The organism is Streptomyces sp. NBC_00322 (assembly GCF_036147535.1).
GTDB lineage: Bacteria > Actinomycetota > Actinomycetes > Streptomycetales > Streptomycetaceae > Streptomyces.
Window position 1 is genome coordinate 1,121,786 of the sequence record NZ_CP108019.1, and the last position, 15,220, is coordinate 1,137,005.

The following is a 15,220-nucleotide window of genomic DNA, read 5'->3' on the forward strand; positions in this document are numbered from 1 at the left end:
GCGGGACGCGTCACACGTCCTGCGCCCTCGGTCCTCGGCTCATTCCTGCTCGGTTCCGCCCGCTCCCGCCGGACGCCAGCCCCGGGCGCGGGCCCGGGGAAGGACGAAAGCGCCCCAGAGGACGGCGAGGACGCCGGCGGAGCCGAGGAGGACGAAGAGGGTCGCGCGGTCGGTGGCGCGGTCGGCGGCGGAGGTGTCGCGGACGGTCACGGGACCTGTGGCGCGCTCGGCGCCGGCGGAGCCGCCCGAGTCGGCGAGGACCGTGGTGACGGCCGCGTAAACGTCGAGCTGCGGGATGTCGGCGGGGTAGGCGGTGGCGGTCAGGCGGCGGGCGACGGCGTCGGGCGAGTCGTCGGGGCGGACGGCACGGACGGCCGCGGCAGCCCCGGCGGCGTAGGCGGTGGCCACCGAGGCGCCGGCGCCGAGGTAGTGGCCGTCGCCGCGCGGGCCGCCGGAGACCACCCCGGCGCCCGGGGCGGCCAGGTCGATGCCGCCGGTGGCCAAGGCGTTGTCCGGGCGGACACCGCCGGGAAGCATGTCGGCGACCGAGAGGACGCCGGGTTCACCGGCCGGCCAGTAGGTGCGCGGCGGGATCTCGTCGGTGCTGCTCCGCGGCGGGTCCGGGGTGGCCGCGGCGACCACCAGCGCGCCGGCGCTGCGGGCCTCGGCGACCGCACGGGTCAGCTCGGCGTCACGGCGCGGCAGCGCCACCGCGACCGCGATCACTTCGGCCTTGGCTTCGGTCGCCTCGCGCAGTGCCTCCACGACCAGGCCGGTACTCGCCTGACCGCGTGTATCGGTGCCGCGCAGGGCCAGGATTTTCGCGCCCGGGGCGACCCCGGTCAGGCGCGAACTGCCCTTGCCGGCCCCGGCGATCAGCCCGGCCAGGAAGGTGCCGTGCCCGACGCAGTCCTCGGCGGCCGTGCCCTGGGCGGTGACCCTGCCGCTCAGCCCGGCGGCGCCCGGAACGACGCCGGTGTCGATCAGGGCGACGGTCACACCCGCGCCGGTGCTGTACTGGTGCAGCCGGTCCAGGTCGAGGCGCTGGCGCGACCAGTCCTGCTTCTTGGCCTTCTCGCGGGAGGCGGGGGTGCAGGTCACCGCATCGGCCGTCGGATCGAGCGCGGTGGGCATACCGGGCAGTTCCTGGCCCTTCTTCCCGTCCGCCGCCGGCAGGCGCGAGGGGGGCGCCGCCTGGGCCGGAAGGGCCGTGGGCAGCAGCAGCGCGGCGGCGAGGCCTGTGCCGGACAGCAGGCGGGTGACCCAGCGGGCGGGCGTTCTCATCGGGGGGCCGCCTTCGGCGCCGCAGACACGACGTCCTCGGGGAGGAGGATGCGCAGATCGTCCAGGGTGGGTGTGGCCAGTGAACTGAGCCGTCCCGCCTGGCGGGTGACCATCGACTCGACCACCTGGCGGGCCAGCCGGGCGTTGCCGAAGGAACGGTCCCTGGGCAGCGATTCGAAGTGCTCCTTGAGCAGCGGGCCGGTGCCGGGTCCGCACTCGTATCCCATGTTCGAGGCCTGGGTGCGCACGATGGTGACCAGTTCCTCGGAGGAGTAGTCGGCGAAGCCGATACGGCGCGGGAAGCGGGAGGAGAGGCCCGGGTTGGAGGCGAGGAAGCGCTCCATCTCGTCGGTGTAGCCGGCGACGATGACGACCACCTCGTCGCGATGGTCCTCCATCAGTTTCAGCAGGGTGTCCACCGCCTCCTGGCCGAAGTCGGCGCCGCCGCCGCGCGGGGTGAGGGTGTATGCCTCGTCGATGAACAGCACGCCGCCGCGGGCCTTCTCGAAGACCTCGCGGGTGAGCTGGGCGGTGTGGCCGATGTAGCGGCCGACCAGGTCGGCGCGGGCCGCCTCGATCAGCTGGCCCCGGTCGAGGATGCCGAGCTGGGTCAGGACCTCCCCGTAGAGGCGGGCGACGGTGGTCTTGCCGGTACCGGGCGGGCCGGTGAAGACCAGGTGGTTGCTGAGTGAGGGCACCGGCAGTCCGGCGGCGGCGCGGTGGCGGGCCGTGGTGATGAGGTTGACCAGGTCCGCGACCTCGCGCTTCACCTCGGCCAGGCCGATCATGTCGCCGAGGCGGGTCAGCGGGTCGTCGGCCGGAACGGCCGTCGAGGTGCTCTGCGCGGCGGCGGTGGCGGAGACGTCATCCGGCAGCAGCAGGCGCAGGTCGTGCTCACCGACCTGCGCCTGGGTGGCGAGCCGGACCGCCTGTCTGTCCACCATCTCCTCGAACACCCCGCGCGCGGCACGGCCGTTGCCGAAGCCGCTGTCCCGCGGCATCGCCTCGAAGTGCGCGGCCAGGGCGGCCGCGGTGCCTTCGGCCAGCTCGTACTGATGCTGGGAGCACATGTTCTCCATGATCGCGACCAGTTCGGGCACCGAGTAGTTCTCGAACTCGACGGTCCGCGAGAAGCGGGAGGCCAGGCCCGGGTTGGAGCCGAGGAAGGACTCCATCTCGCGGGAGTAGCCTGCCGCGACCACCACCACGTCGTCGCGGTGGTCCTCCATGAGCTTCAGCAGGGTGTCCACCGCCTCGCGGCCGAAGTCGGCGCCGCCGTTGCCGCTGTCCGAGGCGAGCGTGTACGCCTCGTCGATGAACAGCACGCCGCCGAGAGCCCGTTGGAAGGTGTCGGTGGTCTTGATGGCGGTGCCGCCGACGACCTGCGCGACCAGGTCGGCGCGTGAGACCTCCACCAGGTGCCCGCTGGGCAGCGAACCCAGCTCGGCGAGGATCGACCCGTAGAGGCGGGCGACGGTGGTCTTACCGGTGCCGGGCGGGCCGGCGAAGATCAGGTGCCGGCTCATCGGCGGGGCCGACATGCCGAGCTGTTCGCGGCGCTGGGCGAGCTGCGTCAGGTTGACCAGCGTGCGCACCTGCTGCTTGACGTTGTCCAGGCCGATCAGCGCGTTGAGGGCGCCGAGCGGGCCGTCCGCACGGTCCGGCGGGGGTGCGTCCGCGGCGCCGGAGCCGGCCGGGTCGGTGTTCTCGGCGCTGCCGCTGCCCCAGGCGTCCCGCTTGCCGTTGCCGGTGCTGTTCAGGCCCTCCACCGCGAGGCGGTCGCCGGGCGAGGTCTGCACCAGGCCGCCGCCCTCGTTCTCCCGGGCGAGGCAGTTCACCAGAGAGACCGGCGCGGTGGACTCCACCCGGAAGCCGTCCTGGGCGCCTCCGGAGACCTCGCAGCCGCTGAGCGAGGCGAGCGCGCCCTCGCGGAGCAGGAAGCCGTGACCTTTGGGGGCGTGCACCGTGGTGCGGTTGGCGGTCAGCTCGCCGCCCGCGGCGACGACCACACCTTCCTCGCCGGATATCTCGACGCGGAAGTCGCGGACGGTGACGTTGCCGCCGTCCTCCACGACCAGGCCGTGGGTGGCCGTGTCGGAGACTCCACCGCCGGCCAGGTAGAGGGTGCTGCCGGAGGCCACCCGTACGCCCGCGCCCTTCGGCCGGACGATCTCGCAGTCCTCGACGCGGCCGCGGGCGTCCTTGGCGACCGCGATGCCGTCACCGGAGGGCTCCACCAGCCGGGCCCGGCGCAGCAGCGGGTTGGCGCCGCCGCGCACCGCGATGGCGGGGGCGCCGCCGATCACCTCCAGGTGGTCCAGCTCCGGCGCCGAGTCCTCCTCCAGGAGCAGCCCGGTCTGGTCGCAGTCGCGGACCGTCAGGCCGGTCAGGGCCGGGGAGGCGGCCCCGGCGACCCGCAGCGCCGCGCCCTGCGCCCCGTCCACCCAGCAGTCCTCGAAGGTGCCGCGCGCCCGGTCCGTGACCAGCACGCCGTGCCCGCGGGTGCGCGAGACGCGGCAGCGGCGCAGCACCGGGTCGGCGCCCTGGGCCAGCGTGATCCCGTTCCCCGACGCCCCGGTGACGCGGACGTCCTCCAGCGTCGTACGGCCGGAGCTGCTCAGGTGCACACCGGTGCTGGTGTCGTGCACCACGGTGCGGACCACCGAGAGGGAGCAGTTCTGCTCCAGGGCGATGGAGGGTTTGTCGGTGGAGGAGATGTCGCAGTCCTCGACGGTGCCGCGGGACTCGCCGTTGGCGAGCAGGCCGTTGCCGCGGGCGTCGCGCACCGTGCAACCGCGGATGCGTGCCTCGCCCTGCTCCGCGATGACCAGGCCGCTGGTGCCCAGGTGTTCGAAGGTGCAGGACTCCACGGTGGTGGGCGTGGTGGAGGTGACCACGATGCCCGCGCCCTGCGGGTTACTCACCCGGCACTCCCGCAGCGCGAGTGAACCCGTTCCGCCGGCCAGCATCGCGGTCCAGGCGGCGCCGACGACCTCACAGCCGTCGAGGGCGGCCTGCCCACGCCGCACGTCCACGGCCGGCAGTTCGGCGTCGCCGCCGCGCAGAGTCAGTTCGGAGAGCATCACGGCGTCGGCGCGCAGCGCGATCACGCTGCCCGAGCGCGGGCGGATCTCCACCGTCCCCCGCCCTTCGGCGGCGGTGAGGGTGACCCTGGTGTTGATCACCAGGTTCTCCGCGTATGTCCCGGGCCGGACGCTGATGAGTGCGCCGGTACGGGCGGCCGCGAGTGCCTCACCGATCGTCCGGTAGCGGTCCCGGTCCCCCGGACCGACGGTCAGTACCTGGCGCGACACGCACCAACCTCCTTGCCACGGGGGCGTCTGCAGTGGGCGCCCCCTCGTCCGGGGGCGCGTGTCGGCGAGCCGACGGTGCCATCATGCCTCGCCCTGGGGGCGGGCGAGTGCCGAGAGCGGTGTTCTCGGTCTGCGGGCGTCCTGTCAGACGCTCCACTTCTGGTTGTCGGTCCCCGCGCAGCTCCACAGCTGCAGCCAGGCCCCGCTGCCACGGTTGTTGTCCTTGATGTCGACGCACTTGCCGACAACGGTGTTGACCAGGTCGTGGCTGGCGTTCAGGACGAACTTCTGGGCGGCGTTGCCACTGCACCAGGCAATCTGGATGGGGGTGCCGTCGTTGTAGTTCGCGTTGGCCACGTCCAGGCACTTGCCCTCGATGCGGACGGTGCCGTCGGAGGCGAACTGCCACTTCTGCGCGGGGCCGTTGTTGCAGTCCCACACGAACAGCTGCTTGCCGTCGCTGAAGTCGCTGCCCGGTACGTCGATGCAACGGCCCGAGAGGTGACTGCGCAGGGAGACGGGGGCACTGAGGGTCACGCCCGAACCGGCCTTCGCGGGCTGGTCCTTGCGGCCATCGGACTTCTTCCCGCCGCTCTGTTTCTCCGGCTGGTCCTCGCCCTTGTCCCCGCCCTTCACCGGGGCGGACGCGGAAGCCTCTTTCACCGGCTCCTTCTGCTTGCCCTGCTGGTCGGGGTCCTTCTTGCCGTCGCCGGAGGAACCGGTGTGGGGCGTGGTCGTAGCGAACTCGCCCGGTGCGTCCTGCGCGTTCCCGCCGAGCACTGTTCCCGCCGACGCCGGCCCCCTGCGGTCCTTGTCGTCGTTCCCGCCGAGCATCATGAACGGCACCGACACGAGCAGCGCCCCCGCGACCGCGGCCCCGGCCAGCACCGCCTTACCCGGCCGCCCCACCGGTCCGGCCTGCTGCTGCGGCCGGTCGATCGCGGTCACGGTCATGGTCCGTACGAGCGCTGGCAGCCGGCTCTTGGCGGCCGCGGCGGCACCGGGGTCGCCTTCGGCTTCGGACTGACTGCCGGAGGCCGCCCCGCTCTCGGAGCTGGTGCCGGTCTCGGAGCCGGCCCGGCTCTCGGAGTTGGTGCCGGTCTCAGAGTTGGTGCCGGTCTCGGAGCTGGCGCCGCCTTCGGGCTCTGTGGTGCTGCCCTGTGCGGCCGTCTCCTCGCCCGCGGCAGGTTTCGTACCGGCCTCGGCTCCGCTCTTCGCCTCCGCGGGCTCAGAGTTGGGCTCGGTCTTGGGTGCGGGTGCGGGCTCGGCGACGGCTGCGGTCGCGGCCGTCTCCTCGCCGTCGGAACCGGGCTCGGCACGCGGGGAGATGGGGGGTTGTGGGGCCGAACGTGTCACGTGGTCCTCCCTGTGGTGTGGGGCCAGGGTTCAGGAGAGCTGTCGGTCCGGGCCGCGGCCCCAGGGTCGGTACGGTCCACCGAGCCGGAGAGGCCGCCGGAGCCCTCCACCGTCACGGCCTCTGCTGCGGGCGCCCCCTCGGCATCCGGCACACGTACGGGATCGAGAAGACTGTCCGCCGGGACGAGCAAGGGGGCCGCGGCTCCGGCGTTCGCCAGCAACCGGGTGCCCGAAGCACTCAGTGAACGGGCCAACTCGCGTGCGGGAAGCGTGTCATGTCGAAGTGCCGCGGACATGAACTCGTGTACCGGCGAGGTGAACAACAGCACCACCGGTGCCCCGTCCAGGCCGGTGGCCGTGAGCGGCCCGCCGTCCGGCCCGCGCACCACTGTGATCTCCGCCCCCGCGAGCGCCGCGAGCGCCTCGTCCACCGAGCCGTAACCGGTGGCGGCACGCTGCGCCGCCGCGTCCACCGGGTCGCTGGGCTCCGGCCAGCCGAGCACCCGGGCCGAGGGCCGGTACGCCGGGTTGGCGCGGTAGTCCCCCACGCCCCCGTCCTCGTCCGACTGCCACTCCCCCAGCACCGCCCACTCCGGCGGCGTCCGCTCCTCGGTCCACTCCGGGTCGACCACGCCGATCCAGTGCCCCGGCGCCCGGCGGGCGGCGGCCCGCACGGCCTCGGGTATCTCGGGCGTGTCCGCGAATTCGGTGGTCTCGGTGACGTCGGCAACGACTGGCTCGGAAGCGGCGGTCGGGCCGGAGCCGTCAGGCACCACGGACAAGGCATCATGCCTGCCCTCTTGCCATTCTCCGGGCCGCATTTTCACCTGAACTCTTCGGTCCGTACGAATTCTTGGGTGCCGCGCGCCATGCGCGCACCTCGCGTTGATCAGATCGGGGAGCCAACAGGATGCCACACGCGCCCCGCCCGTGGGCGACCGCGTCATGTCCGTATCAGGGGCCCGCGTGCCCGTTTGCTGCCCGGGTGGTGAACTTTTGGGGACCAGTGAGGCGTGGGTGGACAAAGCGGTGGGGCGGTTGGGGCTGGGAGTGCTGCTGTCGCCCCTGTGACGGGCTAAGTTGGGTGTGCCATCGGACCCGTCGACGTACACATGCCTTCCGCCCGGACGTCCAAGCCAGGGCTGTACGGGAGGACTTCGCGGCTCGGAAAGGTTCGCAGCCCGGAAAGGCTCGGACCGGTCCGCGGCCGCCGCCGCGGAGGGGCACGCGGAACTCGACGACCAGGACCGAGAGCCGAACCGGCTCACTCGACGCGGCACTTGCCCAAAGCCCGCCGCGCCGACCGGCGTTCGTCCGGCCCGGCCGCTGTGCGGGCCCGTGCCCACCACCGACAGCTCCGCCACCGAGGAGGAGTACCGCATGTCCCCCCAGCACCACACCCCCGGCGCGAATGCGGAGGCGGCCGCCGCCCGCGCAGAGGAGGCCGGGTCGCCACCCCCGTCCTCGGCACCGGACGAGCAGAGCCCCGCCGCGGCCCCCAAGGCGGAGTCAGGCACTGCCCCGAGCGGGGAGACCGCTGCCGCGACCACCACCGCCGCCGCCCCGCCCCCGGCCGCCGCCAAGCCCGCCGAGGAGCCCGAGGAGGGCGTCGCCGTGGCGGCGGCCGTCGGAACGGCGCCGCCGGACGTCAAGGCCGCCACCGGTACCGACACAGGACGCCCCCGCAAGCCGATCCTGGCGGGGGCCGCGATCGCCGGCGCCGTCCTGGTCGCCATACCCCTGCTGCTGGCGGGGAGCGCGAACGACGAGCGACCCGACTCCGCGAAGGGGCTGGCCGCGGACTCCGACACCGTCCTGAACGCGAGCTCCGCCCCCGCCGTGCTCGACGACTACGTGGCCGAGAAGCCCAGTTCGTCCCCGAGCAAGGCGAAGCCGAAGAAGAGCGAGGCTCCGAAGGTCGCCGTCGTCCAGCCTGCCGCGCCCTCGCCGAGCCCCAAGGCGAGCAGCTCGCCCGAGAAGAAGGCCAAGGCGACCCCGAAGCCGAACTGGGGCACCAAGACCGTCTACGCGACCAGTGTCCTGCAGGTCGGACAGGCCTGGTCCACCAACCGCATCCGCATGGTCATGCAGAGCGACGGCAACCTCGTCGTCTACAACGAGAAGGGCAAGCCCATCTGGGCGGCCATGACGTTCGGCGCCAACCACCGGGCAATCTTCCAGCAGGACGGCAACCTCGTCATCCACAACGCCGACGACCGCCCCATCTGGGCCTCCAAGAGCCACGGCCACGAGAACGCCCAACTGGTCCTGCGGGCGGACGGCAAGGTCGTCATTCTTCACAACGGCGGAGTCATCTGGTCCACCTGACACCGCGGCGGGTCGGAAAGGCCGCCGACTGTCGGACCTCGCCGCTATGTGACGGGCCGTGATCGCACAACGGCGCCACGGCCCGTCACGCTGCCCATTCCGCCGCTCGCCGCGCGGACCTCAGCCGAGGAACGACAACCGAACCCGCCTGTCCGGGTTGTCGCGGTTCCTGTCCACCAAACTCCGTCACGGCGCCCCAGCCGGTCATGGTGACCGTGTCGAACCTGGTGACCAACGGCGCCGAGCACATGCGGGAGGACACCTCGATCAACTTCTACTTCGGCACGCCTCCCAAGATCCGGACCATACGCGGGCCATCACCGCTTCTCGGGCCTCAACACCCGCCGTTTCCGCTGGTCAACGGGGTATCGAGTCTGTACCACCAGCAGACGAAGAACCTGCTGGTGAGCTACTCACCGAAGAAGCCCGGTTTCTTCCAGGCGACGGTCGAGGGCCTCTGACCTGCAACTGCGTGGGTTGGAGGCCCTCTTACGACCGGCCTCGGCCGGCCGGCCGGACCGCGAGCGCGTGACACCCTGTTTGTCCCAACCTGTTTCACCCGACTCCCACAGCTGACCAGCACGAGCAGCACACCTTCCACCGGGCGCGCTAACTGCCCAGCAATGCGGGTGTCGGGCCGTCGGGGCGGACGGTGATGCTGTAGGCAGCCTTGGCCGGGGTGGACTGGAAGCGTGGGGTGTGGGCAGGCAGCAGGTGCTCGAGGAGGACGGTCGACTCCCGGAGGGCGAACTGCAGGCCCAGGCAGGCCCGGGGCCCGATGCCGAACGGGAGGTAGCTCCCCGGGTGGGTGGGGCGTCGTCCGGGGGTGGTGAAGCGCCCCGGATCGAACCGCCCTGGGTCTTCCCAGAGCCCGGAGTCCCGGTGCGTGAGGTAGGGGCAGACCAGCACGTCGGTGCCGGCCTCGACCTCGTATCCGGCGAGGATGTCGTCCTCCGCCGCGCAGCGCGGCAATATCCAGGCGGACGGATAGAAGCGCAGCGTTTCGTGGACGAGCGCCTGGACGGCCTGCCGCCGCTGGGGTGAACCCTCGGCGCCCGCGGCGAGGGCCTGCTCCCGCGCCTCCGGGTTTCGGTCCAACAGGAGGTAAAGCCAGGTCAGGGTGGTGGCGGTGGTCTCGTGACCGGCGACCAGCAGCGTGACCAGCTCGTCACGGATCAGCCGGTCGGTGTACTCGGGGCGCGTTCCGGCCGCCTCGAGCAGGACGTGCAGCAGGCCCAGGCCGTCGGGTCCTGCCTCGCCGTCGTGGGCGGCGGCGATGGCGTGGCTGGCCACGGCGTCGATTCTGGCCAGCTCGGCGGCGACCGCCCCTTGGACGGCGGCGCCGTCGGCGGGCAGGCTGGGCAGCGCGGCCACCACGGCGGGCACGGCGGCCAGTTCACGTTCCGTTCCGGGGTCGAGGGGATGTCCGGTCAGGGAACGCCAGATGGTGTCCAGGGCGAAGCGGCGCATCTCGTCGCCGACATCGACGACCTTCCCGGTGCGGGCGAACCCGGCCCAGCGTGCCGCGGTGATCCGGGCGGCCTCGGTGATCCGCTCCTCGTAGCGGCGCATTCCCCGGCCGGTGAACTGGGACTGCAGCAGCCGCCGTTGCCGCTGCCACGCCTCGCCGGTCGCGCTCAGGACTCCGTCGCCGATCAGCAGTCGGGCGCGGTGCGAGCGCTTCACGTACCGGCCGGGATGGAGCGCGAGCACGTGCTGTACGGCCTGGGGGGCGGTTACCAGGACGGTCGGGCGCGGACCGAGCCGGAAGGCGGCGACGCCGCCGAGTCGTTCGTGCGCCTGGGCGAAGAGGTCGATGAGGTCCCCTCCCCCGGCCTGCCACTGCCCGACGAGGGCGGGATCAAGCTCGGGGACCCGGCGACCTGTAGGGGACGGGCTCGGGAGGGAGCCGGGGCGGGCGTGGGTGGCCACGGTGGCTGCTCCTATTCGGCGGCGGTACGTCGTCACGCGGATGCAGGCATCACGCACTGTAGGGGAGCGGACGCGGTGGGCGACAGTCCGCCTCGCCCCTCCCGTGCTCCCTCTGAACTCACCGAGAGCCGCTGCCCCGAAAGGGCCGGAGCCGTCGGCTGACGGGCCCGGCCCCTTCAGTCGGCGGTCGGTCAGATGCGGTCAGCTGCAATCAGGAGGTACTGGAAGGAGCCGTCCTTGTAGGAGTTGATGAACGCCTCTTCGATGCCGGTGACCAGGGAAGACGTGGCCCGCAGCTCCCAGTAGGGGAGGGTCGCAGCAGTCAGGTCGATGACGGTCTGCGGTACGAGACGGTTGTCGGCCATGGCGCGCAGGTATTCCCGGCGGGAGTGGATGTTGCATTCGAAGTGCGCGTTGATCTGGGAGACCCACTTCGAGGGCTGTCCGTAGCGCGGGTTCCAGCAGCCGGTGATGGTCACGTAGCGGCCGCCGCCCGCGAGGATGCGGGAGTGCTCGGCGAAGAGGTCGTGCAGGTCGACGTACATACTCGACTCGTTGTTCCACGAGGCCGCGGCCTGCCCGGTCTCGAAGGGCATGTCGAGCATGTTGCATACGCGGGCGTGAACATGGTCCTCGATGCCGAGTTCATGGGCGCGCTGGTTCGCGAAATCGGCCTGCTTGGCCGAGAGGGTGACGCCCTCGACCTTGCACCCGAACCGCTGGTGGGCCATGACCATCGAACCGCCGCGGCCGCAGCCGGCGTCCACGAGCGTGTCGTCGCGCCCGATGGATCCGAGGTGGTCCAGGAGGACTTCGGCCTGCGCCGACTCCAGGCGGTGGAGTTCGGCGATCAGCTTCTTCTCGTACTCGCTGTCACATGCGTCCCCGAGGGCGGCGTGGTCGACATCGCCGATGCCGTAGTGGTGGTGGTAAAGCCCGTCGACGTCGCCGAGACGCAGGTTCACGGGCCTGGCCTCGTGATCCCAGTAACGGGCGATGTCACCCTGGTAGGGCGACGCCGGGGAGGGAATGAACGCGGAGGTGCCGTTGACGGTGAGCTCGGTGCTGGTCACAGATGAGTCCATTTCTTACCAGAAGTCGGGCAGGCTGTATCGATAGGTGTTGGTCTGGTGCCAGTAGTGGTTGCCGTCGACCCACACGGCCACTCCCCGCAGGAAGCGCAGCACGCTCGGGACGGGACAGGCGGCGGCCAGAGCGGCGGCTTCGGCTTCGAAGTCGTGCATGAGGTCGTTGTGGACCTCGACCGCCTTCAGATAGGCCTCCCGGTCGGCGATGCCCTCACGCTCGGCGATCACCACGGGCAGGTTCAGGTGCCGACCGGGGCCGGCAAGCTCCTTGGTGTACGAGTACAGGTCGTTGACGATGGTGCTGGCGTTCCCGGCGAGCGCGAGAACACGCTGCATGGCGGGTTGGGCATGCAGGTCCGTCGGCAGTTCGTAGCCGCCGACGGTGTCGGTGATGGTGGGGCAAGGGCGGAAGTTGTTGAACTGCCGCATCACCAGGTACTCCCACACCTCGGGTGTGTGGTCCGTCTGGGCCCAGGCGGCCTCCGCGAGGTACCCCAGATGCAGACGGGCCATGTCGTGCCGGAACCGGTCGGCTTGGGAGGGGGTGGCCTGTTGGACGAAGTACTCCATGGCGGAGCGGTAGGCGCGCCGCGGGGCGTCCGCGTGGAGCGACTCCGCCCACTGCGGCTGGTATTCCTTCGTCGCGTGAAGGGGGTCGAGGGCGGTGTGCGCCAGAAGAAGGCGTCCGCCGAGGCCGATGGGCGAACCTCCGTGGTCCTCGCAGTAGTAGTCGTCGACCGCGTTCTCGGCGACCATCAGCCGCGTAGCGATCATCAGGTGGTCGACGGTCGCAGCGTCCGGATGGCAGGCAACCATGTAGCGCCCGACGGAGAAACCGTCGAACTGGCCCTCCCACTCCTCGGGGTACAGCTCGACCTCGTCCAGCGCCCAGTCCTTGATCCTGCGACAGACCTCCTCCACCCGCGCCGGATCGGGCTCCGGCACCGGGTGGTAGTAGAGGCCCGGGATCGGCTTGCCCTCCGCTGGTGCCACGGGCGCCGGAGGTGCCCACGACTCCGCGCGCAGGCCCAGGCACAGACCCGACGTGCCGAGACCGGTGGGGCCGCGCAGGATCCGGTCCAGGGCCGGGCTCGGTTGCCTCGCCGCGGCAGCGCCCTCCCGCACGTGGTGAGCGATCCGGTCGCCACCCGGGCCGTCGTCGGGTACTGCCACGTCTACGGGCACGGCCCCTGCGGCAGGGATGGGAACGGGGGGCAGAGCGGGTAGGGCAGGCAGGGCGCCGGCGGCGGCCTCGACACCGGTGGTGTGGGTGCTGGTGAGGACAGAAGCCCCGAAGCGAGCCGCAGCGGCAGGAAGGCTCGACTGCAGAGGGGAAAGCCCAGGATCGGGCATCCGTAGCTCCTTGGTGAAGTGGGTGGGCCGTCCCGGATCCCGGGCATGCTCGCCCGGCGCGGGAAGGTCCGGGATGTGGTGGCCGTCGGACGGATCGTCTAGGGCGTGTTTTAGAAGTAGCGCCGTCCGCCCGAAGGGCGGGCCCCGCGGCGTCTGGTGCGTGCAATCGCAAGGCGGAGGATCGCCCTCGTACTGGACGTACTTGGGCGACTCCGACAACACCGCGAGTGCGCGTGCCAGGCGTCGCGGGGTGGGGGTACCTCCCAGGCGAAGCTCTGGGGGAGCGACTTCTAAAACACGCCCTAGTCGCGCCTGCGGGCGATCTGCACGTCCTCCAGCACGCCGAGCGCGTTGGGCACCAGGATTGCGGCGGAGTAGTAGGTGGTGACCAGGTACGAGATGATCGCCTGCTCGCTGATGCCCATGAAGCGCACCGACAGGCCCGACTCGTACTCCTCCGGCAGGCCGGTCTGACGCAGACCGATGACGCCTTGGTTGTCCTCGCCGGTTCGCATGGCGAGGATCGAGCTGGTGCCCTCCTTACTGATGGGGATCTTGTTGCAGGGCAGGATCGGGACCCCGCGCCAGGCCGGGACCTGCTGCCCGCCGAGGTCGACGTGGTCCGGATAGAGCCCGCGGGCGTTGAACTCACGCCCGATCGCCGCGATCGTCCTGGGGTGGGCGAGGAAGAGCTTGGTGCCGCGGCGGCGGCAGAGCAGCTCGTCGAGGTCGTCCGGGGTGGGCGGGCCCGAGTGGGTCTGGATCCGCTGCTTGAAGTCGGCGTTGTGGAGCAGGCCGAACTCCCGGTTGTTGATCAGCTCGTGCTCCTGGCGCTCGCGCAGCGCCTCGATGGTGAGCCTGAGCTGCTCCTCGGTCTGGTTCATCGGCCCGTTGTAGAGGTCGGTGACCCTCGTGTGGACCCGCAGAACGGTCTGTGCGACGGAGAGTTCGTACTCGCGCGGGTGGAGTTCGTAGTCGACGAAGGCACCCGGCAGCTCGACTTCGCCGGTATGGCCGGCCGACATCGCGATCTCGGCCTCGCCGTGACGGTTCTGCCGCTGCAGGGGAAGCGAGCTGAACTGCCGGATGTGGGCCTGGAGGCTCGGCGCCGAGGACAGCACGGCGGCGAAGTCGTCCCGGGACAAGGTGAGCAGGGTGCCGGCGGTCTCGGCAGTGGCGGTGTAGTCCCACCTGGCGTCAGCGTCCAGAAGGGCGTTCTCACCGAACCGGCCGCCGTCGGCGAGTACGGCGACGGCGACCTCGTCGCCGTACTTGCCGACGGAGGTCCGGTTGATCCGGCCGTGGGCGATCAGGTGGATCTGCTCGGCGGGGGTACCGCGCTCGGCCAACACCTCGCCGGCACGAAAGTCCCGCTGGACGCACCGGCCGGCGATCGCGGTCAGCACCTCCACGTCTTCGAAGCCACGCAGCAGGGCCAGTTCGCCGAGCTCTCTGGGGATCACCCGGACGTCGGCACCGTCCTGGACGAAGTCGATGCGCCCGTCGCCGACGGTGTAGCTCAGCCGACGGTTCACCCGGTAGGTGCCGCCCCTCGTCTCCACCCAGGGGAGCATCCGCAGCAGCCAGCGAGAGGTGATCTCCTGCATCTGCGGGGCGGACTTGGTCGTGGTGGCAAGGTTGCGGGCAGCGGCGGTGCTCAGGCTGGACTGCCGGGGCGGCTCCAGCTGTGCTTCCGGGCCGGTCTCAACGGTCATCGGGCGAGCTCTCCTTCGCAAGGCTGGTGATCGGCGTACGCGCACGCCAACCGTGAAAGAGGAAAAGAGGGACAAGCTCTGGGAATCCGTCCAGATCCCGGTGAACAGTAACGGCCGATATGCCCAGGTCACCCCATGAGACCGTGGGCATTACCTCGATGAAGTGACCTTGCTCCGCACGGGGTTTATCTGGACGACCGACGACATCCGAGCCATCCGGCCGAGAGCCGCCCGGTGCGCGGAGCGGCCGCCCGCCCGGTCCTCTCTTCGGCACGGCGGCCTGAACTGACGGCACGTCAGAATATGATCAGGGGGACCCGTAGGCGAACGCCCAGGCCGCCGCAAGGGAAGACCGCCATCGCCTCCGAGGTCGGCGTCGGCCCCCGGGCATCAGGCGGCGCCCGTTGTCGTCCGCGACCGCGGGAACGCCGTCCTCGGCTCCCGGGCAGAGGCGAATCCGGCCAAGTTCGCCGCCGATATCGCCCCCTACGGCCGCCATACCGCCTACCGGCCCACCGACACCTGCGACGCCAAGCGCGAGGCTCTGGGGGCGTCCGGTCGACCTTGGGTCCGAGTGGGTCGGGCCCACTCTGCGTGTCCGGCTTCCTCCGCGAGCGTCCAGCCGTTCCTCCGCTCCAGCGGAGCAATCAGTCCTCGCACATAAGCGAACGTCGAATCCCTGGCTCCTGCCGGTTGAACCGGTGCACGAACCGCTCGTGCACCGCGCCCAGTTCCCCGGCCCACAACCTGACGTCAGCCGGGTAGTAGCCCAATGGCCTGAAACCCGGCCCCCCAGGGGCCCGCATGCTCTCGGCCGCCCACTCCCGAAAATAGGTTGAATACGACCCAT

General features: G+C 71.3%; 10 protein-coding genes and 1 pseudogene. 2 read left to right on the forward strand and 9 right to left on the reverse strand.

The window, feature by feature from the left end:
• Positions 1-39: 39 nt before the first annotated feature.
• The 4 genes from OG905_RS04990 to OG905_RS05005 all read right to left on the reverse strand — a co-directional run bounded on the left by OG905_RS04990 (position 40) and on the right by OG905_RS05005 (position 6,775).
• Positions 40-1,284: a S8 family serine peptidase gene (locus tag OG905_RS04990; RefSeq protein WP_328666381.1), complete on the reverse strand. Its 1,245-nt coding sequence runs from the start codon at positions 1,282-1,284 to the stop codon at positions 40-42.
• Positions 1,281-4,598: a right-handed parallel beta-helix repeat-containing protein gene (locus tag OG905_RS04995; protein ID WP_328666382.1), complete on the reverse strand. Its 3,318-nt coding sequence runs from the start codon at positions 4,596-4,598 to the stop codon at positions 1,281-1,283. Before OG905_RS04995 ends, OG905_RS04990 begins: the two co-directional genes overlap by 4 nt.
• Before the next feature lie 144 nt (positions 4,599-4,742).
• Positions 4,743-5,954, reverse strand: a complete 1,212-nt coding sequence (locus OG905_RS05000; RefSeq protein ID WP_328666383.1) for a ricin-type beta-trefoil lectin domain protein — start codon at positions 5,952-5,954, stop codon at positions 4,743-4,745.
• Positions 5,951-6,775, reverse strand: a complete 825-nt coding sequence (locus OG905_RS05005) for a type VII secretion system-associated protein (RefSeq protein WP_328666384.1) — start codon at positions 6,773-6,775, stop codon at positions 5,951-5,953. Before OG905_RS05005 ends, OG905_RS05000 begins: the two co-directional genes overlap by 4 nt.
• Before the next feature lie 559 nt (positions 6,776-7,334).
• On the opposite strand from OG905_RS05005, the gene OG905_RS05010 reads away from it, so the two are divergent.
• Together OG905_RS05010 and OG905_RS05015 are read left to right on the forward strand one after the other, a co-directional pair.
• The gene (locus OG905_RS05010; protein ID WP_328666385.1) at positions 7,335-8,282 is read left to right on the forward strand and encodes a mannose-binding protein; all 948 of its coding nucleotides are present in this window, start codon (positions 7,335-7,337) and stop codon (positions 8,280-8,282) included.
• 215 nt (positions 8,283-8,497) lie between these two features.
• Positions 8,498-8,743, forward strand: a complete 246-nt coding sequence (locus tag OG905_RS05015) for a hypothetical protein (protein WP_328666386.1) — start codon at positions 8,498-8,500, stop codon at positions 8,741-8,743.
• 148 nt (positions 8,744-8,891) lie between these two features.
• On the opposite strand, the gene OG905_RS05020 is transcribed toward OG905_RS05015, so the two are convergent.
• The 5 genes and pseudogenes from OG905_RS05020 to OG905_RS05040 all read right to left on the reverse strand — a co-directional run.
• Complete coding sequence (locus OG905_RS05020) at positions 8,892-10,214, reverse strand: cytochrome P450 (protein WP_328666387.1); 1,323 nt, start codon at positions 10,212-10,214, stop codon at positions 8,892-8,894.
• Positions 10,215-10,405: 191 nt separating this feature from the next.
• A complete protein-coding gene (locus OG905_RS05025) occupies positions 10,406-11,287 on the reverse strand; it encodes a geranyl diphosphate 2-C-methyltransferase (protein WP_443043894.1) in 882 nt (293 codons plus the stop codon).
• 15 nt (positions 11,288-11,302) lie between these two features.
• Positions 11,303-12,730, reverse strand: a complete 1,428-nt coding sequence (locus OG905_RS05030; RefSeq protein ID WP_443044058.1) for a family 2 encapsulin nanocompartment cargo protein terpene cyclase — start codon at positions 12,728-12,730, stop codon at positions 11,303-11,305.
• 227 nt (positions 12,731-12,957) lie between these two features.
• Complete coding sequence (locus tag OG905_RS05035; protein WP_328666390.1) at positions 12,958-14,370, reverse strand: family 2B encapsulin nanocompartment shell protein; 1,413 nt, start codon at positions 14,368-14,370, stop codon at positions 12,958-12,960.
• A gap of 591 nt (positions 14,371-14,961) precedes the next feature.
• Positions 14,962-15,176 (reverse strand): annotated as a pseudogene (locus tag OG905_RS05040) (hypothetical protein); the annotation flags it as partial.
• Between the last annotated feature and the right edge of the window lie 44 nt (positions 15,177-15,220).